The 23,236-nt window shown below is 47.9% G+C and carries 25 protein-coding genes and 2 pseudogenes; 22 read left to right on the top strand and 5 right to left on the bottom strand.

Annotation, left to right across the window (positions count from 1 at the left end; genetic code table 11):
- Nucleotides 1-238: 238 nt before the first annotated feature.
- The gene (locus tag BQ6873_RS05735) at nt 239-1,303 is read left to right on the top strand and encodes a tyrosine-type recombinase/integrase (RefSeq protein ID WP_076591794.1); all 1,065 of its coding nucleotides are present in this window, start codon (nt 239-241) and stop codon (nt 1,301-1,303) included.
- Here the strand turns inward: BQ6873_RS05735 and BQ6873_RS05730 are convergent.
- On the bottom strand, nt 1,300-1,542 hold the full coding sequence (locus BQ6873_RS05730; RefSeq protein WP_076591793.1) for a helix-turn-helix domain-containing protein: 243 nt from the start codon (nt 1,540-1,542) through the stop codon (nt 1,300-1,302). The two genes, BQ6873_RS05735 and BQ6873_RS05730, sit on opposite strands and share 4 nt — an antisense overlap.
- Nucleotides 1,543-1,735: 193 nt before the next feature.
- On the opposite strand from BQ6873_RS05730, the gene BQ6873_RS18235 reads away from it, so the two are divergent.
- A complete protein-coding gene (locus tag BQ6873_RS18235; protein WP_231949288.1) occupies nt 1,736-1,936 on the top strand; it encodes a hypothetical protein in 201 nt (66 codons plus the stop codon).
- 10 nt (nt 1,937-1,946) lie between these two features.
- A complete protein-coding gene (locus BQ6873_RS18010; RefSeq protein ID WP_157889132.1) occupies nt 1,947-2,306 on the top strand; it encodes a hypothetical protein in 360 nt (119 codons plus the stop codon).
- Nucleotides 2,307-2,766: 460 nt separating this feature from the next.
- Here BQ6873_RS18010 and BQ6873_RS05725 read toward each other — a convergent pair whose 3' ends face one another.
- Nucleotides 2,767-4,746, bottom strand: coding sequence for an AIPR family protein (locus tag BQ6873_RS05725; protein WP_076591792.1), 1,980 nt, complete (start codon nt 4,744-4,746; stop codon nt 2,767-2,769).
- A gap of 639 nt (nt 4,747-5,385) precedes the next feature.
- Between BQ6873_RS05725 and BQ6873_RS05710 the strand changes: the two genes are divergently transcribed.
- The 15 genes and pseudogenes from BQ6873_RS05710 to BQ6873_RS18005 all read left to right on the top strand — a co-directional run bounded on the left by BQ6873_RS05710 (nt 5,386) and on the right by BQ6873_RS18005 (nt 15,825).
- Nucleotides 5,386-5,652 (top strand): hypothetical protein, encoded by a 267-nt coding sequence (locus BQ6873_RS05710; RefSeq protein ID WP_076591789.1) that lies wholly within the window; start codon nt 5,386-5,388, stop codon nt 5,650-5,652.
- Nucleotides 5,649-5,942: a hypothetical protein gene (locus tag BQ6873_RS05705; protein WP_076591788.1), complete on the top strand. Its 294-nt coding sequence runs from the start codon at nt 5,649-5,651 to the stop codon at nt 5,940-5,942. The genes BQ6873_RS05710 and BQ6873_RS05705 overlap by 4 nt, the downstream gene beginning before the upstream one ends.
- A gap of 208 nt (nt 5,943-6,150) precedes the next feature.
- Nucleotides 6,151-6,486, top strand: a complete 336-nt coding sequence (locus tag BQ6873_RS05700) for an ArsR/SmtB family transcription factor (protein WP_076591787.1) — start codon at nt 6,151-6,153, stop codon at nt 6,484-6,486.
- Between the two features lie 43 nt (nt 6,487-6,529).
- A complete protein-coding gene (locus tag BQ6873_RS05695; RefSeq protein ID WP_076591786.1) occupies nt 6,530-7,039 on the top strand; it encodes an arsenate reductase ArsC in 510 nt (169 codons plus the stop codon).
- A gap of 21 nt (nt 7,040-7,060) precedes the next feature.
- Nucleotides 7,061-8,131 (top strand): ACR3 family arsenite efflux transporter, encoded by a 1,071-nt coding sequence (gene arsB, locus BQ6873_RS05690; protein WP_076591785.1) that lies wholly within the window; start codon nt 7,061-7,063, stop codon nt 8,129-8,131.
- Complete coding sequence (locus tag BQ6873_RS05685) at nt 8,132-9,322, top strand: MFS transporter (RefSeq protein WP_076591784.1); 1,191 nt, start codon at nt 8,132-8,134, stop codon at nt 9,320-9,322. It begins immediately after the preceding gene.
- 28 nt (nt 9,323-9,350) lie between these two features.
- Entirely contained in the window at nt 9,351-9,782 is a 432-nt protein-coding gene (gene arsC, locus BQ6873_RS05680) for an arsenate reductase (glutaredoxin) (RefSeq protein ID WP_157889131.1), read from the top strand.
- Nucleotides 9,783-9,795: 13 nt separating this feature from the next.
- Nucleotides 9,796-10,485 carry an arsenical resistance protein ArsH gene (arsH, locus tag BQ6873_RS05675; RefSeq protein ID WP_407928080.1) on the top strand — a complete coding sequence of 230 codons (690 nt, stop codon included), beginning with the start codon at nt 9,796-9,798 and terminating at the stop codon, nt 10,483-10,485.
- 139 nt (nt 10,486-10,624) lie between these two features.
- Nucleotides 10,625-10,993, top strand: a pseudogene (locus tag BQ6873_RS18230) (IS21 family transposase); the annotation flags it as partial.
- Nucleotides 10,994-11,120: 127 nt separating this feature from the next.
- Entirely contained in the window at nt 11,121-12,053 is a 933-nt protein-coding gene (locus BQ6873_RS05670) for a chromate resistance protein ChrB domain-containing protein (protein ID WP_076591781.1), read from the top strand.
- A complete protein-coding gene (gene chrA, locus BQ6873_RS05665) occupies nt 12,050-13,423 on the top strand; it encodes a chromate efflux transporter (RefSeq protein ID WP_157889130.1) in 1,374 nt (457 codons plus the stop codon). Before BQ6873_RS05670 ends, chrA begins: the two co-directional genes overlap by 4 nt.
- 31 nt (nt 13,424-13,454) lie before the next feature.
- Nucleotides 13,455-14,045 carry a superoxide dismutase gene (locus BQ6873_RS05660; protein WP_076591780.1) on the top strand — a complete coding sequence of 197 codons (591 nt, stop codon included), beginning with the start codon at nt 13,455-13,457 and terminating at the stop codon, nt 14,043-14,045.
- A gap of 13 nt (nt 14,046-14,058) precedes the next feature.
- Nucleotides 14,059-14,514 (top strand): chromate resistance protein ChrB domain-containing protein, encoded by a 456-nt coding sequence (locus BQ6873_RS05655; RefSeq protein ID WP_076591779.1) that lies wholly within the window; start codon nt 14,059-14,061, stop codon nt 14,512-14,514.
- Between the two features lie 32 nt (nt 14,515-14,546).
- Entirely contained in the window at nt 14,547-15,599 is a 1,053-nt protein-coding gene (locus BQ6873_RS05650; RefSeq protein ID WP_076593960.1) for a DMT family transporter, read from the top strand.
- Nucleotides 15,600-15,699: 100 nt separating this feature from the next.
- Nucleotides 15,700-15,825 carry a YHYH domain-containing protein gene (locus BQ6873_RS18005; protein WP_157889129.1) on the top strand — a complete coding sequence of 42 codons (126 nt, stop codon included), beginning with the start codon at nt 15,700-15,702 and terminating at the stop codon, nt 15,823-15,825.
- Nucleotides 15,826-15,936: 111 nt separating this feature from the next.
- On the opposite strand, the gene BQ6873_RS05645 is transcribed toward BQ6873_RS18005, so the two are convergent.
- Entirely contained in the window at nt 15,937-16,260 is a 324-nt protein-coding gene (locus BQ6873_RS05645; protein WP_231949287.1) for a hypothetical protein, read from the bottom strand.
- 188 nt (nt 16,261-16,448) lie between these two features.
- Here BQ6873_RS05645 and BQ6873_RS05640 point away from each other — a divergent pair.
- The 4 genes and pseudogenes from BQ6873_RS05640 to ftsB form a co-directional block, all read left to right on the top strand.
- Nucleotides 16,449-18,077: pseudogene (locus BQ6873_RS05640) on the top strand (DNA internalization-related competence protein ComEC/Rec2); the annotation flags it as partial.
- A 230-nt stretch (nt 18,078-18,307) separates the two neighbouring features.
- A complete protein-coding gene (locus BQ6873_RS05635) occupies nt 18,308-19,966 on the top strand; it encodes a CTP synthase (RefSeq protein WP_076591776.1) in 1,659 nt (552 codons plus the stop codon).
- Between the two features lie 78 nt (nt 19,967-20,044).
- Entirely contained in the window at nt 20,045-21,328 is a 1,284-nt protein-coding gene (gene eno, locus BQ6873_RS05630) for a phosphopyruvate hydratase (RefSeq protein ID WP_076591775.1), read from the top strand.
- A gap of 56 nt (nt 21,329-21,384) precedes the next feature.
- Nucleotides 21,385-21,717, top strand: coding sequence for a cell division protein FtsB (gene ftsB, locus BQ6873_RS05625; protein ID WP_076591774.1), 333 nt, complete (start codon nt 21,385-21,387; stop codon nt 21,715-21,717).
- 48 nt (nt 21,718-21,765) lie between these two features.
- Here ftsB and hslO read toward each other — a convergent pair whose 3' ends face one another.
- Nucleotides 21,766-22,692 carry an Hsp33 family molecular chaperone HslO gene (hslO, locus tag BQ6873_RS05620; protein WP_076591773.1) on the bottom strand — a complete coding sequence of 309 codons (927 nt, stop codon included), beginning with the start codon at nt 22,690-22,692 and terminating at the stop codon, nt 21,766-21,768.
- 2 nt (nt 22,693-22,694) lie between these two features.
- On the bottom strand, nt 22,695-23,219 hold the full coding sequence (locus BQ6873_RS05615; RefSeq protein ID WP_076593959.1) for a gamma carbonic anhydrase family protein: 525 nt from the start codon (nt 23,217-23,219) through the stop codon (nt 22,695-22,697).
- Nucleotides 23,220-23,236 lie beyond the last annotated feature (17 nt).

Raw genomic sequence — 23,236 nt, 5'->3', positions numbered from 1 at the left:
AAAGATGAGATCTGCAAACTCGCAAAGCGAGTGCGGCAAATCGAATCTTTCACGTGCGAAGCACGAATAATCCCAATCATCAACGATGTATGCATTCGCCAACGGCGAATGATTGATTGCATGCAACCACCTTCAGCGTTGCTTCGTGGTTGCATGCAACAACAGATTTTCTCAATCAATAGGTTGTCATCAGCTGGGTATCCATGGATGGTCAGGTATTCAAGACCTATGTAATGCCATGAGTATTGTCAAACGAGGTAACAGCAAATATTGGTATATCCATTTCCAGTTAAATGGCGTCACCTACATCCGTTCATCGAAAACAACCAACAAGAAGGCCGCGGTGCAAATGGAGGCGGAATGGCGCACTCAATTGCATGCCAATCTATTCCTGGGTCGCAAAGAGCGCATTCAGCTAGGCCAAGCAATGGCCCAGTTCTGTGACTCACGTAAGAACACACCTAGTTATCAAGGCCTGATGTCATGCGCAAACGTGGTTGCTCGGCATTTCTCGGTTACTAAGTACATCGATGAATTGACATCCCATGAGCTGGAGCGATTCAAGCAAATCCGCACTAGTGCTGGCATTAGCAACCAAACGATCAAGCACAACTTGAATTTGATCCGTGGTTCGTGTGAATTTGCACGAAAAATGGGTTATCAAGTCGGTGTAATTGAATTTCCCCAGGTAAAAATTATTAAACCACCTGTTCGATTCATGTCTGAAGAGGAAGAAACACATCTGCTCACTTGTCTTGATCCAGCTAGGGAAGGGAGGGGACTTAGTCCATTTGTAGAGCGATCCGAAGAAATGCAGCAAATGCTTCAGGATGCATACGACTTGACCATATTGCTATTGGATGTCGGTGGCCGCTATAGCGAATTGGCAAACATAGAATGGGCACGTATCGATATGGACACCCGGATTATTCATCTTTGGAGATCAAAGGTTTCCAATGGATCTGTGTTGTATATGACTGATCGGGTGTACTACATGCTGCTCAAGCGCAAAAGAAACGGGCCACACGTATTCCAAAACCGCAAAGGTCTAGCTCGCGGCTACTCAACCCAATCGATACGTAAGGCGATTCGTCGTGCCGGGCTGGAAAGCTGTCATGTGCATACCTTCAGACACACATTGGCGACACGCTTATTGCAGAACGGGTTGAGCTTATATGAAGTGAAGGAAATCCTCGGACATTCAAAAATTGAAACGACGATGATTTACGCACATTTGGAATTGAGTCAAACAAGTATGAAAGCACGTGATGCCATCAATCGCATTAACAGTCGAATAGGTTAAAGGCCAGCTTCGGTCATTAAGTCTGCCATCGATAGCTCTAGCGCTGCCGCTAAACGTTTCAACGTCAGCAGTGCTACGTTGTTGTCACCTCGCTCAACTCGACCAACATAACTTCTGTCGACGTCAGCCAATAAGGCCAAACGCTCTTGGGATATGTCGCGTTCTAAACGTAATCGTCGCAGGGCAGAACCAAGAGCAATAAGGTCAGGGTCTTGGCGCATTTTTGAAAGATTTGGCATCTAAACATGATTCCGTTATGATGCGCATAAAGCCACGGTACATGTACCGTCAATGTTGATATTTCAGATTTATGAACAGATAGTCGAATGGCTAAAAACCAAAGACTGTTTGCCAGCGTTGATGCGGTCAAAAAACTGACAAAGCTGGGAATTCGGAGGGCATTCGCCCTCCATTTTTACAAGGGGAGTAGGTATGGCAGACGAGCATGACCAATTGTTGGAAGAAATCACAATGCCGCACATGACATGGGTGATTCACAGCCCACGTTCAACTAGTAATCTATATCGATTTATCGCGGCATTGGCTGGGCCGGATAACAACGCAGGTTACGGTCCCAATCCCATTTCACCTTGGCTGACATTTTTGTGCCGCTGGTTAAACAATTTAGACTAAGGAAGTCATCATGAACAAAGCATGGGCAATAGCGGCATTAGCATTTTTGGCAGGATGTGGGCGTGTACCTTACGAACTTTACCAATGCCCAGAACCGCTGAAAATTACCGACTGCAAAAAGGAAGGGAGCTGGGTGCTTTGTACGTTTGAAAATACAGGCCAAGTATCAATATCAAGACTCTCTACTGCATGGGCTTATGACGATTCAGGAGTAATGATGAGCAATCGAGCCGTTTTGACGCAGGATATACGACCGGGGCAGCGCAAGCGTCTTGATGTGATGGTTGAAAATAATCCATCAAAAGTAGTTATCTGTACGGTTGATCCATCGCATCCGTATGTCGCTGAGAGAGTTACGCGTGTTCGGTAAGGATTAGACTAATTTTTGATGCGCTTCAGGAGATGCGCATTTTAATAACGGACTCTTGCACCCCCAGAATTGTGAAAGGTAATGGATGAAAGCCTTATATCCAGTGGGGATGCGAGGGGATACGTGTGAGAAGGTATCGGAACCCAAGACGGGCAGTTTTATGTCATATTTTTATACAAAGCGATCAAAGATGATTGACTTCTTTATATCCGTTACAGGTCATGGAACGGGTTAATAATCCTTATGTCCAGATGCCTGATGACTGCAATATTGCAGCTAAACCTATCCCAGTGTAGACGCAAGGGGAAGATCCTATGGGATTTGTAATCGTGTACAACGATACTGGCAGGGCATTGGCGCAGAAGAAGGATTTGGAGACGATTCAGATCAGGCAGTGAATATCACGCTACATCAATCATTTATGAAGCTCGCCGTGCATCGTGGCACGGCGAATGAATTTCTAACGGGCCTCATCTCTTGAAACTTCGTGACCATCATCGTCATAAACGATTCCATCAATCTGTCTATATACAGACCCACGATCCATCAATATCTGAATAGCTTTACTTGCCCGAGAAGGTTTTATATTCAAAGCTTTAGCGACTTGATGATGCACGCCAGTCATCCAAGGTTGGACCGGAAGTGCGTCGTAAACCATTTTTAAAAATTCTTCGCTAGCAGTTCTGTGAAAGCTAGATCCATTAGTTGGTTCAGGTATAGCACGTAAGCCATCTGCAGGATGCCCATTAACCATCCATCTTGTTTTAAACACTTGTGCGATATTCATAATGTGAGTTTCATTGGCCTTCGGCGCATTAGGATTTGCGATAGCTTTGAACATCTCGGTCCAACATTCATCCATAAACTCATCAGTCAGTTTATTTACATCTAAACTAATTAGACATTGATGGGTAAAAGCACACGATCCTGTCAATCTGGCTGCTGCAAAATACGAAAGTACTCCTCGCCAAGCAGACACTCGCTTTTGTAAGATTGCCCTGTTGACGGTTTTTGTCCGCAAAATGGAGCTTTCAGACCCGCGCATCAATGCAGCGACAACCGGCCAAACGTCCAGCGGGAAATGTTCGGAATACACGAGGTGATAGGCTTCTGGTGAACGTAAGATCTTTTGTCTGAATTTGGAAGATTTAATGGGATTCTTTAGGAGAAGTGCCACAGCTCCCGTAGCAATTAGTAGCGGAGATATAATTCGTGCATCGGGGCGATCTTCATTTTTATAATGGTTTGTTCTACGTTCGTAATACCATTCATAGCGAAGAAGAATGTCCTCAATATCTCTTTGTATTCTATCTGTAGCGTGGAGAGCCGCTGGTTCAACCGTACTTTGATTGTTGGTGGCGCGAATTACCTGATCTCGGATATTTTCTTCCTGAGACACGATTACTTTTACAAGCAAGCTCCTTTTGTCCTCTAGCGGAGGGACGTTGTTCTTAATTGAAAAAAATCTGTGAATAGATTCAGTAGTTTGGAGTCCATTCACAATTTGAATATCTTTTAACTTAAGAATCTTGCCTACTAATGACGCGCTTGTTGCGAGAATCGTGACGCCGTTATTGAGCCACCAGAAATTGGGGGAATCTCTGTTTGCAAGTGTTTGGGTAATATCGTCGTTGACCAGATTCTCACCTAAATACGCGCGAACATTCGAATCAAACAAATACCTCCTCAGTTGACCTTTCTCATCTTGAACGAAAGAGCTGTAATCATGAAGGCTTGTCAGTACAACGTATCCTTCCTGACCTGCCGTTAAACTTTCCTGAACTGGAAGATCCAATGCGAAGGTACGTATTTCTCTGTACATCTCCACAAGTTCTGTAGAACCCAACGGCACGAATGTAGCAGTGGATGCGCTGAAATATGATTGAAACAAGTCGGTAAGTTGCTGAGCTCGCGCAGCAACACTTTCCCCCAGTTTTGTTGCGTCACCTCGCGATGCGTAAATGAGATTAAATGAGAGTGAGGGACGACCAAGTGAAAGATTCCTAAACGCTGCAGCAAATGCGTCACGACTTTTCTTGATGCCCGGTGAGTATTTCCCTACTAATTCTGCATTAGTACGATCGAGATCAAATATATCCTGTACTGTAGCCAGCAGTGCGTCTAGAGGGGCTTGGGAAAACGTCGCTTGATGTTTGCAAGTGATTAGATACACTTGGATTTCAGCTCCCGAGCGTGGCCACGAAAAATCGCTTGCCTCTGTAACCAATCTGCCGTTGACTAATACGTAGAAGCCATCAATGCCCCCATCGAGAGCACCATCTACCCAGCCGTAATTCAGTTCTTCATTCGTCAGATCGAAATTTTTTAGAACCTGATCCATAACGAATTTTTCAAAGACGTCACTCAACTGTTCAGTTGGATTTTTTGCTGCATGGTGCTGTAAAAGGGTATCGATGAGAATGGTGTCATTTTTTGCCATTGCAGTCTTTCACACAAAGAATGACCAATCATAATTAAACAATGGGCATTCATGTTGATATTTAAGAAAGATTTGTTTTGATAATTACCGACTGCGACGAATTTATGTTGGCAGTAACAATCGACTCAATGAAGGTGCATCAAGAGCCTACTAAGCTCTTGGTGCACCGACAGAACGCTAAGGAAATCAAACAGTTAGATGGCCCGTTGAAAAACTGGGCCATTTTTTATGGCAGGTCGCAGAACATTCCGGCGATTCTCAGGAAGTTGGAAGGTGTAAGTTGGGTGTATACACACCAATGTGTGATTAGAGAACCATGATGGTGATATAAAGTACGCTCATCGGGCTGTCATTGGGAGCAACAAGTTTCACTGATCTGTAAGCGCAGAAACTTCTTTTAGCCTCAGAATCGAGTCTTGTCCCACTAGTCTTGTCTTACCGTCCGCTCGTTCAACTCGATATGATTTCGGTGTTTTCTTGACACACTTCACATTATTTTCGTATTCGATTTCATAGTCTCCCGTTGAAAAAACAATATCGTACGACTTGCCTATTTCCATTTGAATTCTCCGTATTAAAAATAGATGTCTGTCATTGGAAGATAGTGGGCATAAATACCCTTTTAACGGAGGATATAACATGGCCAAGTGGAACGAGCTATTGCCAGCATTAAATCAAAAATTTAATTCACACACGGGGACATCATCAACAGCAAAGACGGTAGAGCGTACTACCGATATCGCTACTCAAGAACACGTTGTATCACTTGAAGATCGCATGAAAGCTGATGTCTTTGAACCAGAGGACTTTAAATACGGGCCAATGGCAGACGGTGTAACTAAACCCGAAAAGCGGAAGCGATTGATTGATGTAATAACCGAGACCTCGTTGAGAGGTACGCGATGAGACAGTTACCCATCTACCCAAGGTACGTCACCGCACTGGACATGCAATTTCATTTCGAAGACAGGGAGTCTTCAAGTGTAAAAAGCATTGAGCAAGATTTTGACTGTGAAACGTTAGAACACGTAATCACCATCGAGTATCGAGTCAAAGTGCCGGATGCGCCTGATCCCCGAATTAGGCAGGAACACAGCGAAAGAGGGCTGCGAGCACGAAAGGAGATCATGGATGTGTGGCGTGACTGCCTGCGGCCAATGCTGGACAAGTATCCCGATCTCGACAAGTACATGTGACATCGGGATATGGTTCAATTTTGAGCTACTGATCCCGCTCGACCCGATCCCCAATTACAGCGCCAGAAGGTTTAATAATAAGTTAGGCGCGAGTGTGTCGAGTAAATTGCATGCTTCCATGCAAACTCTTGGCATGAAAAAATATCTTTGAAATTTGCATTTATTCGATAATTCAACTATTATTGAATTATCGAATAAAGGAGTTTCTATGGACACCAAAGCAACTATTGCTGCATTAGCAGCCTTGGCGCAAGAATCTCGCCTAGCAGTTTTTCGTCTGCTGGTTCAACTTGGTCCAGAGGGGCTGGCTGCTACCAAAATCGGAGAGCAACTGGGCATCGCGCCTTCATCGATGTCTTTTCACCTCAAAGAATTAACCCACGCCGATCTGATTACAGCACGGCATGAAGGTCGGTTTGTGATCTATTCCGCCAACTTCACTACGATGAATTCGTTGATCGGTTTTCTGACGGAAAACTGTTGTGGCGGAAATGTTTGCTTGCCTAATGGGACTTGCAACACCCACGAAGAAGAGCATTCCTAGTTGTTACAGCTGTTTTACCAACCCTCCCCACAAAGGAAGAAATATGACTACCGATCAGAATGACAAGACGTACAACGTCCTTTTTCTCTGCACAGGCAACTCCGCACGCAGCATCATGGCTGAAGCAATGCTTAACACCATGGGTAAGGGACGCTTTAAAGCATATAGCGCGGGTAGTCACCCTGGCGGCACAGTTAACCCTTTTGCGATTGAGCAAATTAAAGGCACAGGCTATGCGCTCGACAACCTACGAAGCAAAAGCTGGGATGAATTCGCCTTGCCAGATGCTCCACACATGGACATCGTGATTACCGTATGCGACAGCGCAGCGGGTGAAGTTTGCCCATTCTGGCCGGGACAACCGGTTTCTGCGCATTGGGGATTTGAAGATCCAGCAGCTGCAAAAGGTACGGACGAAGAAAAGCGTGCGGTGTTTTCCAAGGTGGCAAAACAGATTTATACCCGAGTAAACCTTCTCAATAGCTTGCCAATCGCGATGCTGGAAAAAACAGCACTCAAACGCGAGATGGATGCCATTGGCACCAAACTTTAATATCAATTACGGCTAAAAATAATGTCTGTTCAATGCGAAGTCACCGGCAAGCGTGCCGCAAGTGCATCAATGAGTGTATTTGAGCGCTACCTCACCATTTGGGTTGCAGTATGTATTGTTGTCGGGATTTTGCTTGGGCAGATATTTCCGTCTGGCGTGCAAGCAATTGGTTCGTTGGAAATTGCTAAAGTTAATTTGCCTGTTGGCATACTGATTTGGGTAATGATCATTCCCATGCTGATCAAGATTGATTTCTCAGCATGGAATCAGATCAAAGGTCACGTCCGGGGTATTGGTGTAACCCTCTTCATTAACTGGGCTGTCAAGCCGTTCTCAATGGCTTTCCTAGCGTGGTTATTTATTCGGCATTGGTTTGCTGCGTACCTTCCTGCAGATCAATTAGATTCGTATGTGGCAGGATTAATTTTATTGGCGGCAGCACCTTGTACAGCGATGGTATTTGTCTGGAGTCGCCTTACTGGTGGTGACCCATACTTTACGTTGTCGCAGGTCGCGATGAACGATCTAATTATGGTGTTTGCGTTTGCCCCACTGGTAGCGTTTCTCTTGGGGGTGTCTAGTATTACAGTGCCATGGGATACGTTGTTAACATCGGTCGTACTTTATATTGTTGTTCCAGTCTTAATCGCTCAGTTTTGGCGTAAGTTGTTATTGAAGAAGGGACAAGCTAGTTTCGACAAGGTCATGGATAGCATTCAGCCTTGGTCAATCTCGGCTTTGTTGTTGACCTTGGTATTGCTGTTTGCGTTTCAGGGTAGCGCAATCATCGAACAGCCACTAATTATTGCATTGCTAGCGGTCCCAATTCTCATTCAAGTATTTTTCAACTCAGCACTGGCGTATTGGTTGAATAGAGTTGTCGGCGAAAAGCATTCGGTTGCATGCCCATCGGCTTTGATTGGTGCATCTAACTTCTTTGAATTGGCAGTAGCAGCGGCAATCAGCTTGTTCGGGTTTAAGTCTGGTGCAGCGCTTGCCACTGTAGTTGGTGTACTAATCGAGGTGCCGGTTATGTTGCTGATCGTCGGTATCGTCAATCGCAGCAAAGGATGGTACGAAGCAAAAAACTAAATGGATACTGCTACCGCCAAACGAAGCTGGCTTATACCGGCTTTAGGTCTTACCCAGATTGTCGGTTGGGGGTCTATGTTCTACGCCTATGGCGTCCTCATGCAACCGATGGAGACTGAACTTCACACAACCAGATCGGTTGTGGTTGGTGCGTATTCAATAGCGTTATTAATATCCGGCTGCTTATCCACATTAGCCGGTGCCATCATTGACAGAATCGGTGGGCGGCTTTTGATGGGTGTTGGGACGTTGTTAGCAGCGGCAATGTTAGCCTTGCTCGCCAACGTTCAAAGTGTCTTGGGACTCTATCTTGTATGGGCGGGCATAGGCGTTGCGATGAGTGCCACGCTGTATCAATCGTCTTTTGCAGTGTTGACACAAGTCTTCGGAACAGGATATCGACGCGCTATTACAGCGTTAACGTTGTTTGGTGGCTTCGCAAGTACTGTATTTTGGCCATTGACGCAGGCATTGTCAGATCATTTTGGTTGGCGAGAAACGTGGTTGATTTATGCCGTACTTAATCTTTTGATGTGTTTTCCGATTCATGCTCTCTTGCCGAAGCATATAGCTACAGCGGATATTTCCTCCCGTGTGCAAAAGGGCAAAGCAAGTTTGGCGGCAGTGCTGCGTGAAAGAAGTTTCTACTTATTGACAGCGGCAGTGACCTTCAATGCACTCGTATTCTCGGCAATGTCTTTGCACCTGATGTCGATTCTGCAAAGTCGAGGGATATCACCTTCGTATGCAGCAGCGATAGGGGCTATGGTCGGCCCTATGCAAGTTTTAGGACGGATATTGGAAACGACAGTCGGTAGGAAAATGTCTTCATATAAGGTCGGCGTACTCGCCATGTGGCTGTTGCCCTTGGCGCTAGTCCTTCTATTTGCGCCCAATCAATGGCTAGCGATCTACGCTGTTTTTGCAGCAATGTACGGCATAAGTAATGGGGTCATGACCATTGTTCGAGGAACATTGCCTGCAGAACTATATGGTCGAGAAGCCTATGGTGCGGTAAGTGGAGCGATGGGAGCGCCCGTCATGGTTGCAATTGCGGCTGGTCCGTTTGCGGCATCCCTGTTGTACGCGTTTACTGATGGCTATGTAGGGACGTTACTTGTCTTGATTGCAGTCGGCGTTCTGGGATCAGTGTTATTTGCCTGCACATCAACTTCAATGAACAAAAACTAAGTTTCACCCTTATCAAGGAATTTTGAATATGAAAGTTACGATTTATCACAACCCTGATTGCGGCACGTCGCGCAACACGCTGGCGATCATTCGACACTTTGGTATCGAGCCAGAGGTTATCGAGTATCTGGAAAATCCGCCGTCACTTCAAAAGCTAGAAGCATTGATTGCCGATGCCGGTATTTCGGTAAGAGAAGCTATCCGCAAAAATGGGACGCCGTATCAGCAACTGGGTCTTGATAATCCCGAAGTAAGCGATGAGCAGCTATTGAATGCAATGATGATTGAGCCGATTCTGATTAATCGCCCATTCGTTGTTGCTCCTATGGGAGTAAGACTTTGTCGTCCCTCGGAAGCGGTGTTGGACATTTTGCCTCCACCGCCTAAAGCATCTTTTGCCAAAGAAGACGGTGAGCTTGTTATAAACGAGGAGGGACAACGTGTCACACAAAGTAACTAACTTACCCAATATCGTGCCAGAGCACTTTCGGATACCCGTTCAAGAAAATTTTTCAGAGGTTCCAAAAGCTTCGCATGCGCCAAGATTTTTATTGCTATACGGGTCGTTGCGCGAGAAATCTTATAGTAGGTTACTAACGATGGAGGCTGCTCGTTTGCTGGAAGCCATGGGGGGCGATGTAAAGATTTTTGATCCACAAGGATTACCTTTACCAGACACTGAGCCAGAGACACATCCTAAGGTTCAGGAACTGAGGCGCTTGGCAGAATGGGCGGAAGGCATGGTCTGGACCTCACCGGAGCGTCACGGTGCAATGACAGGCATTATGAAGGCTCAGATTGATTGGATTCCTTTATCGATTGGGGCGGTGCGCCCAACGCAAGGTAAAACTTTGGCAGTAATGGAGGTATCTGGTGGCTCGCAGTCGTTCAACGCCGTCAACCAGATGCGTATACTTGGGCGGTGGATGCGCATGATTACCATCCCAAACCAATCGTCGGTAGCAAAGGCGTACCTTGAGTTTGATGACAATGGCCGTATGAAACCATCGTCGTACTACGAGCGCGTCGTAGATGTAATGGAAGAGCTGTTTAAGTTTACTTTGCTTACTCGCGATGTTTCCACCTTTTTGGTGAACCGTTACAGCGAGCGTAGAGAAAGCGCTGCGGAATTGAGCAAACGCGTTAATCAACGCTCGATCTAGCAAAACCACTTCCCATAGGGAAATGATGTGTTGATGACTATGAGGTGAGGCCCTTGCAGTCATCAATGTTGATTTGCATCGAAAACTGACCCACGTTTAGAACACAATCCTACTTACCAAAGTGAGTAGGAGATATGGAGTGATCGACGTGGCTTTACTTGGAATAATTCGACGCTGGCACCTTCGTGACCAGGTCCCTTTGAGGGGGATATCCAGAAGACTGGGAATCTCTCGAAATACCGTCAGGCGTTATCTACGCGCTGAAACTGTCGAGCCAGCCTATGCTGATCGACGTTCTCCAACTTCTCTCGATAAATACGCGTTCAAGCTTTCAGCCTGGTTAAAGACCGAGGCGACGAAGTCACGCAAGTAACGACGGACTTTGAAACAGATGCACATCGACTTGTGTGCGTTGGGATATGAAGGCTCCTATGACCGGGTCGCAGCCTTCGCCAGACAGTGGAAGGTGGATCAGTTAGAGAGGGTCAACTCTGCGAGCAAATCAACAAACATTTAACAGAAGTGTATTTATTGAGGGGTTTGGCAAGCCCCTAGTAGCCGATATGTAAATCACATTGAAACATTTTAATAATGTGGTAGAGTAAATTACATATTTGTAGAGAAAGCTACTAAAAATGAAATGGATTCTACTCATTCTGACCTTGCCAACAGAGAATGCTACAGCGCGGATGAGGGCATGGCGGGCACTTAAAGCCTCCGGCGCAGCTGTCTTGCGCGATGGTGTTTATCTATTGCCAGAACAAAGTGGCTGTAAAGCAACTCTGTCCGAGATTGCCGACGATATCGACAAGAATGGCGGCACGACATACTTACTCCACACGAGTGCAGATAACGATGCATTTCTTACCTTGTTTGATCGATCGACAGAGTTCGCCGCATTGTCCGATGACATTGCGCAATATCGCGCCAAGCTTAGCGACGATACGGCCACGGAAACTCTCAAACAAGTGCGCAAACTACGTAAAACCTTTGATCAGTTAGCGGCCATCGATTTCTTTTCCAGCGAATCACAAAAACAAACTGCGGCCTCATTACTAGAACTGGAAACAGCGGCAATCCGCACCATATCGCCGGATGAGCCACATTCCATTACGGGAGAAATCCAGCGCTTATCGCTTGCCGATTATCGTGGCCGTATTTGGGCAACGCGTGCTCGTCCTTGGATGGACAGGCTGGCCAGTGCATGGCTGATTCGGCGCTTTATCGATCCTAAAGCGAAAATTCTCTGGCTGGCATCCCCGGCAGATTGCCCGGCTGATGCACTGGGATTCGACTTTGATGGCGCGACGTTTTCTCATGTCGGTGCCAAGGTGACGTTTGAAACCTTGTTGGCCAGCTTTGGCCTTGATTCCTCTGCACTCGCTCGCTTGGGCGGCATCGTTCACTTTATTGACGCTGGAGGCATACAACCTCCGGAAGCTAGCGGTATCGAACGTGCGCTGGCAGGCATACGTGCAACCGTTACCGATGACGATCAACTTTTAGCAATTGCTTCAGGCATCTTCGATGGCCTGCTCACCACCTTCGAACAGGACATTTCAGCATGAGCGACATCACATCTACTACGATAGCGAATGCTGATGAGCAAACACGACCTGATCAGGTGCCATTTTGGTTGGCACTTAAGTTGTGGTTCAAACTAGGTTTCATTGGTTTCGGTGGCCCTGCGGCGCAAATATCTCTGCTGCACAGAGAACTCGTTGAACAAAGACGCTGGATTAGCGAACGACGTTTTCTGCATGCGTTGAACTACTGCATGTTGTTACCGGGGCCGGAAGGCCAGCAACTCGCCACCTATATGGGATGGCTGATGCACCGTACTAAAGGCGGCATCGCAGCTGGCGTGCTGTTCGTACTCCCGTCATTGTTTTTCTTGATTGCTTTGTCCTGGCTTTATATCGCCTATGGTCATGTGCCGCTGATCGCCGGTTTGTTTTACGGTATCAAGCCAGCGATTACGGCCGTGGTCGTGCATGCGGTTCATCGCATTGGTTCACGTGCATTGAAAAACAATTTAATGTGGGCGATTGCCGCCGCATCCTTTGTCGCTATCTTTGCGATGAACGTACCGTTCCCTGTCATCGTCGCAACAGCCGCATTGATTGGCTATCTCGGTGGCCGCTACATTCCAGACAAATTCACAGTCGGTGGCGGTCACGGCCAAGCCAATAAGTCATACGGCCCAGCACTGATTGATGACGATACGCCGACACCGGAACATGCTCAATTCCGCTGGTCTGGATTGACGAAAATTCTGGCTGTAGGTGCTGTGTTGTGGTGCGTGCCTATGGCGGTCTTGACACTGCGTTTCGGCTGGGACCATACCTTGACGCAAATGGGATGGTTCTTTACCAAGGCTGCTTTGGTGACATTCGGCGGCGCGTATGCGGTTTTGCCATATATCTATCAAGGTGCGATCGGGCACTACAACTGGCTTACACCTACACAGATGATTGATGGTTTGGCCTTGGGTGAAGCCAATCCAGGCCCACTCATCATGGTGGTCGCTTTTGTAGGCTTTGTCGGTGCTTATGTACAAGCGGTATTTGGTCCTGATTTGCAGTTCCTGGCTGGTACTACCGCAGCTGTGCTCGTGACATGGTTCACCTTCTTGCCATCATTTATCTTTATTTTGGCTGGTGGTCCTTTGGTTGAGTCCACACATGGCAACTTGAAATTCACAGCACCGTTAAGTGGCATTACTGCCGCAGTGGTCGGTGTGATTCTTAACCTTGCAGCATTTTTCGCGTATCACGTTCTGTGGCCAGCAGGATTCTCAGGTGCATTCGACTGGATTGCCGCACTCATGTCAGTTATCGCGGCGGTAGCCTTGGTTCGCTATAAACGCAACGTTATGCATGTCATTGCAGCGAGTGCCGTGATTGGATTAATTCTGAAAACGGTCTTCAACATTTAACTCATTCAGTTGAGCTGGATTGGAGAACAAAATGTCCTACGAAATACTTCCGCTCTCTCTTGATACGACAGCCTTGTCGGGGCTATCTGCAGCGTTGATCCAAAGTCATTACGGCAATAACTATGGCGGCACAGTCAAGCGCTTGAATGCGATACAGGAACAACTGGGAAATGTCGATTTCGATCATGTTCCTGGCTCTGTTCTAAACGCACTCAAACGTGATGAACTGACTGCGTATAACTCCATGTTGTTACATGAGATTTATTTTGATTCTTTAGGTGGAGATGGTTTGTTGCCTAAGGGGTCATTACGTAGTGCGATTGAACGCGATTTCGGTAGCGTAGAGCGTTGGCAAGCCGAATTTGTAGCGATGGGCAAAGCTTTAGGTGGAGGATCAGGCTGGGTATTACTCGAAAAATCACCGCGAGATGGAAAGCTAAGCAATCAATGGACGGCTGACGATTGCCACACTTTAGCAGGCGGTGTACCACTACTAGCGCTGGATATGTATAGACATGCATATCACATTGATTTTGAGACCAAAGCTGCCGCCTACGTCGATGCATTCATGAAAAACATAGCCTGGAGAAAAGTAGAGAAGCGTTGGGAAAAATCAGCCTGACAAGGAGATCAACATGAAATGGATTACACGTGAGCGTCCAAAGATAGATCGCATTGCTTGCCCGTGGTTGATATCTCGTTTTGTGGATCAGAATCCCGAGTTTCTCTATGTGCCGGCGAAAGATGTGATGCGTACGGCAGAAAAAACAGGTGCCACCCCGTATGACGTACCAGGTGTGGAATTGACGCATGATGGCGAATTTTGCAGTTTCGATGCCATCCTGAAAAAATATAAGTTGGACGACCCAGCTTTACTGCAACTTGCTGAGATTGTGCGTGGTGCTGATACATCCAGACTTGGCCTCACGCCACAATCAGCTGGTTTGTATGCGCTGTCATTAGGCTTGTCACGGAATTTTACCGATGACCACGAAATGCTTAAGCATGGCATGGTGATGTACGAGGCACTATATACATGGTGTCAACAATGTCAGTTGGAAACGCATCAATGGCCACCTGCAATGAAGTAAAGATGCGGAACAAGCAACTAAGAGGAAACATAATGCACAAAGGAGTCATCTACGCATTGCTGGCTGCAGCACTATTTGGTGCCAGTACGCCTTTTTCCAAACTGTTGGTCGGCCAAATGGGGCCAGTCATGCTTGCGGGCTTACTTTATCTAGGCAGTGGCCTTGGCTTGCTCACTTGGTATGCGTTGCGTTCCATCACATCCAGAGGGAAACAGACGTCAGGCGATCATTTAACAACGCGTGATTTACCTTGGTTGGGCGGAGCTATCCTGACAGGAGGTGTTGCTGGTCCTGTGTTGTTGATGATCGGCTTGACGCTAACTCCTGCATCGTCAGCGTCACTATTATTGAATATTGAAGGTGTATTGACAGCCTTGTTGGCATGGTTTGTCTTCAAAGAAAACTTTGATCGACGTATTTTTGCAGGCATGGTCTTGATCGTAATTGCGGGCGTATTGCTATCGGTGGGACAGAATACAAAACTGGAAATTCCTTGGGGTGCACTTGCTATTGTTGCGGCATGTTTATGCTGGGCTATCGACAATAATCTCACCAGAAAAATATCAGCGAGTGACGCGGTTCAAATAGCTGGCATTAAAGGCTTAGTAGCTGGATCGGTGAGTTTTTCGATAGCACTAGAAATGGGGTATTCAGTACCTGATGCTCATGTCATCTTTAGTGCAGGCGTTGTAGGCTTTTGTGGTTACGGCCTAAGTTTGGTGATGTTTGTCCTTTCACTTCGACATCTTGGGACGGCTCGAACAGGTGCGTATTTTTCTGCTGCGCCATTTGTAGGAGCTGTTGTATCGCTACTGATTTTGGGTGAGACGCCTAATACTGTATTTTGGATTGCCGCAGCCTTGATGGGAGCTGGTATTTGGCTACATTTGACGGAAACACACGGGCACAAACATACACATCTACCTCTATCCCATGCGCACGGACATCATCATGATGAGCATCACCAGCATGAACATGATTTTCCATGGGATGGAAAAGAACCCCATGTCCATCCACATGAACACGAGAAGTTAACGCACAGTCATGACCATTTTCCTGATATTCATCACAGACATGAGCATTAGGTCAGATGTGTGTATCTGAATGATTTCATCAGACTATTGGCAGCGATGCCATGATTACGTTGTATGCTGCGTGAGCATTAACTACATAAGAGGAGACAGAATGAAAAAAATTATTATTGCAATGCTGCTAGTTGCAGGTACTTCATTTGCCTTTGCTCACTCAGGTGGCACGGATAAAAATGGCTGCCATAATGATCGAAAAAATGGCGGTTATCATTGTCACTAAATTTCTAAAGTATAGAAAACAAAAAACGGCTTTATGCCGGTTTTTGTTTAATGTCCGATCGTTACATGAGCTTGCGGCAGAGGCAACCCGACGTTTATGGGATGCTGCTGGTCAAAAGCTTGCCATTATTCTTTTGATCTGACGTCCGTAGTTGATGGTGTACAAGCCGAGAGCAGCAAGTACACCAATGAAAAGGTAGCCAATCCAGCTTTCAGCAATGAACCATGTCGGCCATGACAAGTTCAGTTCAGAAAGGTGTGTTGGCAGATATTTTTGTGTTGCGAAGAGAGTTGCTGATGAGGCCAGAAGAAGTATCTTGGCATACGCAGACAGTATTGCTAATAAGGCCGCAATAAAGAAAACGAATGTGCCTGCCCCAACGATGCGATCTGGTTCTTCAATAAACCAAATGGGTAACTTATCAGGATGTAGCATGGTTCTCTCTCTAGTCAGCGATTGCACGTAATCCATATCCTTACATGAGCTTGCGGCAGCGACAATCCGATGTTTATGGGATGTTGTAGGTGTAAGAGTGCCGTATACACACCATATCCTGTGAAGCACACTCACAGCCATCAGTGATAATTAAGACCAAAAAAAATTGATGTGTTAATAGACCTGAGATTTCGATTTCTGGACTTCATATAACCATGATTTCGGCGCTGTTTGCCGGATTGATCTTTGCCTTGTGGCGTCGTTCGTTTTTTACTTCTGCCAGATTGCCCTTGATATTGCCAGCGCAGAAAGCCGCCGCAGTCGCAGGTGCGCTCACGGCGGTAATTTACGTATTGCTGGCGGGATCGGGGGTGCCGGCGCAGCGTACTTTATACATGTTGACGGTGGTGGCACTGGCCTTGTGGTACGGACGTATTACCAATGTCTCCTACGTGTTGTGCCTGGTCTTAGGTGTTGTCGTTCTGCTTGATCCATGGGCGGTGTTGGGGCCGGGATTCTGGTTGTCGTTTGGTGCAGTAGCAGTGATTCTGTATGTGAGCGTCGGTCGTGCATATACGCCGGAATATTCTGGGCAACCACGCTGGCGTATCGCTTTGAAGAATGCAACGCTGACGCAGTATGCGGTGACGATAGGTTTGGTGCCGCTGACTATCTTGCTATTTGGTCAGGCTTCCTTAATCAGTCCAGTGGCGAATGCGATTGCCATTCCCTTGATCAGCTTTTTCGTTACTCCGTTGGCATTGGTCGGTAGCGTGTTGCCATCGCCGCTCTCGACGTGGTGTCTGGGGTTTGCGCATTTCCTGGTGGAGCAACTGGCGCAGTTGCTGAACTGGATGAGTGCGTTCCCGATGGCGGTGTGGACGACGCCTATTCCAAGTTGGTGGATGTTTGTGCTGGCTTTGATAGGAACGATCTGGATGCTGGCGCCGCGCGGATGGCCTGCGCGTTATCTGGGATTGTTCGCATGGCTGCCTCTGATATTGAATACACCAACGCATCCACGAGCAGGAGAAATGTGGGTGACGGCATTCGATGTGGGACAGGGCATGGCGCTTTTGGTCGAAACGGAGAAGCATCGCTTCCTCTACGACACCGGGCCTTTCTATTCGCCAGAGTCGGATGGCGGTAATCGCGTGATCCTGCCGTATCTGCGCGCACGCGGGATTAATAAACTGGATGGTGTGATGATCTCGCACAGTGATATGGATCATGCGGGCGGTGCTTTATCTATCTTCAAGGAAACTAAAGTGGGATGGGTTTCGTCTTCCTTGCCTATGGAGCATCCCATCGTTGGCAGTGCGCCTGCGCATCAGCGTTGTGCAGCGGGTCAGTCGTGGAATTGGGATGGCGCCAATTTTGAGATGTTGCATCCGACTACAGGTAGTTACGACAGCACGAAATGGAAGCCGAATGCACGTAGCTGTACTTTGAAAATCACCATGGGCGAGCATGCGATCCTGCTACCCGGCGATATCGAAGCCGTGCAGGAAGCAGAATTGGTAGAAGGTCAGCCCGAGATGTTGCGTGCCAATGTACTGCTGGCACCACATCACGGCAGCGGTACGTCATCGACGGAGCCATTCTTGCGCGCGGTCGGGCCGCAGATGGCCTTGTTTCAAGTTGGTTATCGAAATCGATATCGTCATCCCAAAAAAGAAGTCTATGAGCGTTACGGTGCATTGGGCATCTCACGCTTGCGCAATGACGAAACCGGCGCAGTCACACTACGCTTTGGCTCCAAGATAGAAGTGCATGAGTATAGAACTGAGCATGCGCGTTATTGGTATGGCCGCTGATATCTGATTTGCTTAAAAATTGCGATTTTTGTATTTTTAAGAAAAACGGAATCGGGCTGCTGCAGAGGCTATATTCTGCGCGCGCCAGCACATTTGGGAAAAGAGTGCAACGCTAATCAATAGGGATAATTCGTAAAATCCTGTTTAAAATCCTCTGAAAACCTCAAAGAACTGCGGGGGTTTGAGGTATAATTTGAATTTCCCGCACGTGCCATTCGGCACCTTCTGTAATGACCAAGTTTGTATTCGTCACTGGCGGCGTTGTGTCTTCCCTTGGTAAAGGGATTGCCGCCGCCTCTCTCGCAGCGATTCTCGAATCGCGCGGCCTCAAAGTCACTCTTCTCAAGCTCGATCCGTATATCAACGTTGATCCAGGCACGATGAGTCCATTCCAGCATGGCGAAGTCTTCGTTACCGAAGATGGCGCTGAAACGGATCTTGACCTCGGTCACTATGAACGTTTCATCACTGCCAAGATGCGCAAGGTGAATAACTTCACGACTGGCCAGATTTATGAATCCGTGATCCGCAAGGAACGTCGCGGTGAGTATCTGGGCAAGACCGTGCAAGTGATTCCGCACATCACCAATGAAATCCAGGATTACATCTATCGTGGCGCCGAAGGTTTCGACGTTGCCTTGGTAGAAATCGGCGGAACTGTTGGTGATATCGAATCGTTGCCTTTCCTCGAAGCTGCTCGTCAGCTGAGTTTGCGTGCTGGCCGTAATGCCGCAGCATTCGTGCATCTGACGCTGGTGCCGTATCTGGTATCTGCCGGCGAACTGAAAACCAAGCCAACTCAGCATAGTGTGCAAAAGCTGCGCGAAATCGGTATTTCGCCAGACGCTTTGTTGTGCCGTGCCGATCGCCCGATTCCTGATGATGAGCGCGCCAAGATTTCCCTGTTCTCGAATGTACAGGAAGATGCGGTGATCTCGGTCTGGGATGCAGACACGATCTACAAGATTCCACAAATGCTGTTCGATCAAGGTTTGGATCGCATCGTTTGCGAAAAACTTGCCTTGTCGCCTAAGCCAGCCGATCTGTCGATCTGGACCAAGCTGGTGCATGCACTGGAAAATCCAAAAGACAGCGTCACCATCGGTATGGTCGGCAAATACGTCGATCTGACTGAATCGTATAAATCGTTGACGGAAGCATTGCGTCACGCCGGTATTCATACCGAAAGCCGCGTCAATATCGAATATCTGGATTCCGAAGAAATTGAGGAAAAAGGTCCGGAATGTCTCGCTAAATACGATGCGATTCTGGTGCCAGGCGGTTTCGGCAAGCGCGGTGTAGAAGGCAAGATCGCTTCTGCTCGCTTCGCACGTGAAAGCAAGATTCCATACCTCGGCATCTGCCTCGGTATGCAAGTCGCATTGATTGAGTACGCACGTAATATGGCTGGCCTGACCAAGGCTAACTCGACCGAGTTCGATCCGGATACCGAGCAGCCAGTCGTTGCGCTGATCAATGAATGGCAAAACCATGACGGCAAGGTTGAACGTCGCGATGCTAATTCTGATCTGGGTGGCACCATGCGTTTGGGCGCGCAAACTTGCGCAGTCAAGCCAGGTACATTAGCTGCTGAAATCTACGGCGCTGAAGTGACCGAGCGCCATCGTCATCGTTATGAAGCAAATAACCATTACCTTGGTCGTGTTGAAGATGCAGGCTTGATCGTTTCTGCACGTACGCCGACTGAGTCCTTGTGCGAAATCATGGAATTGTCTCGTGCCGGCGACAATGCGCACCCTTGGTATGTGGGCGTGCAGTATCACCCAGAGTTCAAGTCAACTCCACGTGATGGGCATCCATTGTTCATCTCGTTCATCAAGGCGGCACTGGCGCATAAACATGCTGGGCAGGCTAAGAAAGTGGCATGATGCCGATGCATCGTGTCAGGTAAGACGGCTTCAGATTCATACAAACGTTAAAAAAGAATTTGTGATTAGGAGAAATAGATGAGTGCAATTGTTGACATCATTGGTCGCGAAATTATCGATTCGCGCGGCAATCCAACCGTCGAATGCGACGTATTGCTGGAATCCGGCGTCATGGGACGTGCTTCTGTACCGTCCGGCGCATCGACCGGTTCGCGTGAAGCGATTGAATTGCGTGATGGCGACAAGAGCCGCTATTTCGGCAAAGGTGTGTTGAAAGCATGTGAACACATCAATACAGAAATCTCTGAAGCGATCATGGGTCTGGATGCGAATGAACAAGCATTCCTCGACCGTACTCTGATCGACCTCGACGGTACCGACAACAAGGCTCGCCTTGGTGCGAACGCTACGCTGGCAGTATCGATGGCGGTTGCCAAAGCAGCTGCTGAAGAGTCCGGCTTGCCACTGTATCGCTATTTCGGTGGTTCAGGCGCGATGCAAATGCCAGTGCCGATGATGAACGTCATCAACGGTGGTGCACACGCCAACAACAACCTTGATCTGCAAGAATTCATGATCATTCCGGTTGGCGCTCCTAGCTTCCGCGAAGCAATTCGCTACGGTGCAGAAGTGTTCCACACACTGAAAAAAATCATCAATGACAAAGGTTTGTCGACTTCGGTTGGTGATGAAGGCGGTTTTGCTCCTTCAGTTGAAAACCACGAAGCAGCGATCAAACTGATTCTGCAAGCGATTGAACAAGCTGGCTACGAGCCAGGTACACAAATCGCCTTGGGTCTGGATTGTGCAGCCAGCGAATTCTACAAAGATGGCAAATACCATCTGGCAGGCGAAGGCATGGCTCTGTCGAGCGCTGACTTCACCAATCTGCTGGGAACCTGGTGTGACAAATACCCAATTATCTCGATCGAAGACGGCATGGCCGAAAACGATTGGGAAGGTTGGGCCACACTGACACGTTCACTGGGCAAGAAAATCCAGTTGGTTGGCGACGATCTGTTTGTTACTAACACCAAAATCCTGCGTGAAGGCATCCAGAAAGAAATCGCCAATTCGATCCTGATCAAGATCAATCAAATCGGCACCTTGACGGAAACTTTCGCTGCAATCGAAATGGCAAAACGCGCTGGTTATACAGCCGTCATTTCACATCGCTCGGGCGAAACCGAAGATTCGACAATTGCGGATATCGCGGTTGGTACCAACTCCCTGCAGATCAAAACCGGCTCGATGTCGCGTTCGGATCGTATGGCGAAGTACAACCAATTGCTGCGCATTGAAGAAGATTTGGGCGATATCGCGAGCTACCCAGGCCGCGGCGCATTCTACAATTTGAAGTAATCGATCTCCGGTCATACAGCAACACTGTGTGACCGGATTTTTCTTGTACATGTCCGATGCGTCTCATCATTCTTTGCCTTGCAGCGCTGGTATTGCTGATTCAGTTCCCATTGTGGTTGGGGAAGGGCGGCTGGCTGCGCGTATGGGATCTCGATCAGCAAGTGATCGCGGCACAAAAGAAGAATGACGAATTAAAGGCGCGTAACGCCAAACTTAATTCCGAAGTGCAGGATTTGAAGGAAGGTACCGGCGCCGTTGAAGAGCGTGCCCGTTACGAGCTGGGCATGATCAAGGAAAATGAAGTCTTTGTTCAAGTGCTGGATCCGAACAAGAAATCCTCATTCGTCTCTATCCCGCCACCAGTTCCAGAGCCCAAAGAAAAGCGTTGAACGATGCGCGTGAGATTTAAATCTCCGTACGCATCGTTTTTGTACTGCTTAGTGCTTGATCGGGCTGGCCGGAATCAAGGCTTCGACCGGAGCTTCTGTCACAAAGATTTGCGCGCAATCAACCGGGTCGAACTCGTAGTGCTGACCGCAAAAATCGCAATCAATCGCCAGTTTCCCCATTTCTTCCAGCGCTGAATCCACTTCTGCTTGACCCAGCATCTTCAACATCGAACCAACTTTTTCACGTGTGCAAGTACACAGGAAATGTGGATGTTTTGGATCGAAAATACGAATATCTTCTTCCCAGAACAAACGGCGCATCAAGGTTTCGATATCGGTAGAAATCAATTCTTCCGTGCGCAAAGTGGAGGCGAGCATGACTGAGCGATCCCAGGTTCCCAAATCACCGGTACCAGTGGCTGTGATGCCGCCTTCGTGTGGCATTTTCTGCAGCAGCAAGCCGCGCGATACATTGTCGTCGGCGGCGAGCCACAGTCTGGTGTCGAGTTGCTCTGAACGCAGCATGTAGTTTTCGATCACGGTCGCAACCGTATCGCCATCCAAAGGCACGATGCCTTGGTAGGCTTGCTGCCCAGGCAATTTTTCCTTGGGATCAAGCGTAATGACAAAACGGCCTTGGCCATTGGCATTGACCAATTCTGGCAAGGTAGCCTCGTCACTGATGACAGCGCCGTCGACCAATTTGGCAGTTGCGCGCATGTTCAGCTCGGAGTCGCATTCAACGACCAGCAAACGCAAAGGACCATCGCCGTAAATTTGCATGACGATCGCGCCATTGAATTTCAGGTTGGCGGAGAGCAGTGCTGCTGCTGACAGCATTTCGCCCAGAATCGTTTTCACGGCTTTCGGGTATTCGCGGCGTGCTTGTACGTGCTTCCATGTTTCTGAGATGTCGACCAGTTCGCCACGTACTACTGTGTCTTCGAACATGAATTTTTGGAGTGTATCGGCCATGCTTATCCTATCCGTTTCAATGTATTTTTAAAGTCGCGACCGCGTTCTACGTAGCTGGCGGCAATGCGATGCAGATTGGCGACGTCGGCTTCGCTCAAGGTGCGTGCAACTTTTGCTGGTGTGCCGAGTATCAGTGAGTTATCCGGGAATTCCTTACCTTCGGTGACCAGCGCACCGGCACCGACCAGACAGTTTTTACCGATTTTTGCACCGTTCAAAATGACGGCCTGTATGCCGATCAGCGATCCTTCGCCTACGGTGCAACCATGTATCATCGCTTGATGGCCGACGCTCACATTGTTTTCCAGTGTGAGAGGGAAGCCCGGGTCGGCGTGCAGCACGGCACCTTCTTGCAGATTGCAGTTTTCGCCTATCGTGATGTCTTCATTGTCACCACGCACGGTCACTTGAAACCAGACGCTGGAATTTTCCTTGATGGTGACACGACCAACGATGGTTGCTGAATCGGTGATGTAGGCAGATGCAGCAATGTTGGGAGCGTGTTCGCCTAATTGGTAGATAGCCATGTTGTCAGTAAAATGGG

This window comes from Herminiimonas arsenitoxidans, from assembly GCF_900130075.1.
Taxonomy (GTDB): domain Bacteria; phylum Pseudomonadota; class Gammaproteobacteria; order Burkholderiales; family Burkholderiaceae_D; genus Oxalicibacterium; species Oxalicibacterium arsenitoxidans.
This window is presented reverse-complemented; position numbering and strand designations above follow the sequence as displayed.

Coding starts and splice junctions, on each gene's coding strand:
- BQ6873_RS05735 (WP_076591794.1), top strand. CDS start 239: ATGAGTATTGTCAAACGAGGTAACAGCAAATATTGGTATATCCATTTC.
- BQ6873_RS05730 (WP_076591793.1), bottom strand. CDS start 1,542: ATGCCAAATCTTTCAAAAATGCGCCAAGACCCTGACCTTATTGCTCTT.
- BQ6873_RS18235 (WP_231949288.1), top strand. CDS start 1,736: ATGGCAGACGAGCATGACCAATTGTTGGAAGAAATCACAATGCCGCAC.
- BQ6873_RS18010 (WP_157889132.1), top strand. CDS start 1,947: ATGAACAAAGCATGGGCAATAGCGGCATTAGCATTTTTGGCAGGATGT.
- BQ6873_RS05725 (WP_076591792.1), bottom strand. CDS start 4,746: ATGGCAAAAAATGACACCATTCTCATCGATACCCTTTTACAGCACCAT.
- BQ6873_RS05710 (WP_076591789.1), top strand. CDS start 5,386: ATGGCCAAGTGGAACGAGCTATTGCCAGCATTAAATCAAAAATTTAAT.
- BQ6873_RS05705 (WP_076591788.1), top strand. CDS start 5,649: ATGAGACAGTTACCCATCTACCCAAGGTACGTCACCGCACTGGACATG.
- BQ6873_RS05700 (WP_076591787.1), top strand. CDS start 6,151: ATGGACACCAAAGCAACTATTGCTGCATTAGCAGCCTTGGCGCAAGAA.
- BQ6873_RS05695 (WP_076591786.1), top strand. CDS start 6,530: ATGACTACCGATCAGAATGACAAGACGTACAACGTCCTTTTTCTCTGC.
- arsB (WP_076591785.1), top strand. CDS start 7,061: ATGTCTGTTCAATGCGAAGTCACCGGCAAGCGTGCCGCAAGTGCATCA.
- BQ6873_RS05685 (WP_076591784.1), top strand. CDS start 8,132: ATGGATACTGCTACCGCCAAACGAAGCTGGCTTATACCGGCTTTAGGT.
- arsC (WP_157889131.1), top strand. CDS start 9,351: ATGAAAGTTACGATTTATCACAACCCTGATTGCGGCACGTCGCGCAAC.
- BQ6873_RS05670 (WP_076591781.1), top strand. CDS start 11,121: ATGAAATGGATTCTACTCATTCTGACCTTGCCAACAGAGAATGCTACA.
- chrA (WP_157889130.1), top strand. CDS start 12,050: ATGAGCGACATCACATCTACTACGATAGCGAATGCTGATGAGCAAACA.
- BQ6873_RS05660 (WP_076591780.1), top strand. CDS start 13,455: ATGTCCTACGAAATACTTCCGCTCTCTCTTGATACGACAGCCTTGTCG.
- BQ6873_RS05655 (WP_076591779.1), top strand. CDS start 14,059: ATGAAATGGATTACACGTGAGCGTCCAAAGATAGATCGCATTGCTTGC.
- BQ6873_RS05650 (WP_076593960.1), top strand. CDS start 14,547: ATGCACAAAGGAGTCATCTACGCATTGCTGGCTGCAGCACTATTTGGT.
- BQ6873_RS18005 (WP_157889129.1), top strand. CDS start 15,700: ATGAAAAAAATTATTATTGCAATGCTGCTAGTTGCAGGTACTTCATTT.
- BQ6873_RS05645 (WP_231949287.1), bottom strand. CDS start 16,260: ATGCTACATCCTGATAAGTTACCCATTTGGTTTATTGAAGAACCAGAT.
- BQ6873_RS05635 (WP_076591776.1), top strand. CDS start 18,308: ATGACCAAGTTTGTATTCGTCACTGGCGGCGTTGTGTCTTCCCTTGGT.
- eno (WP_076591775.1), top strand. CDS start 20,045: ATGAGTGCAATTGTTGACATCATTGGTCGCGAAATTATCGATTCGCGC.
- ftsB (WP_076591774.1), top strand. CDS start 21,385: ATGCGTCTCATCATTCTTTGCCTTGCAGCGCTGGTATTGCTGATTCAG.
- hslO (WP_076591773.1), bottom strand. CDS start 22,692: ATGGCCGATACACTCCAAAAATTCATGTTCGAAGACACAGTAGTACGT.
- BQ6873_RS05615 (WP_076593959.1), bottom strand. CDS start 23,219: ATGGCTATCTACCAATTAGGCGAACACGCTCCCAACATTGCTGCATCT.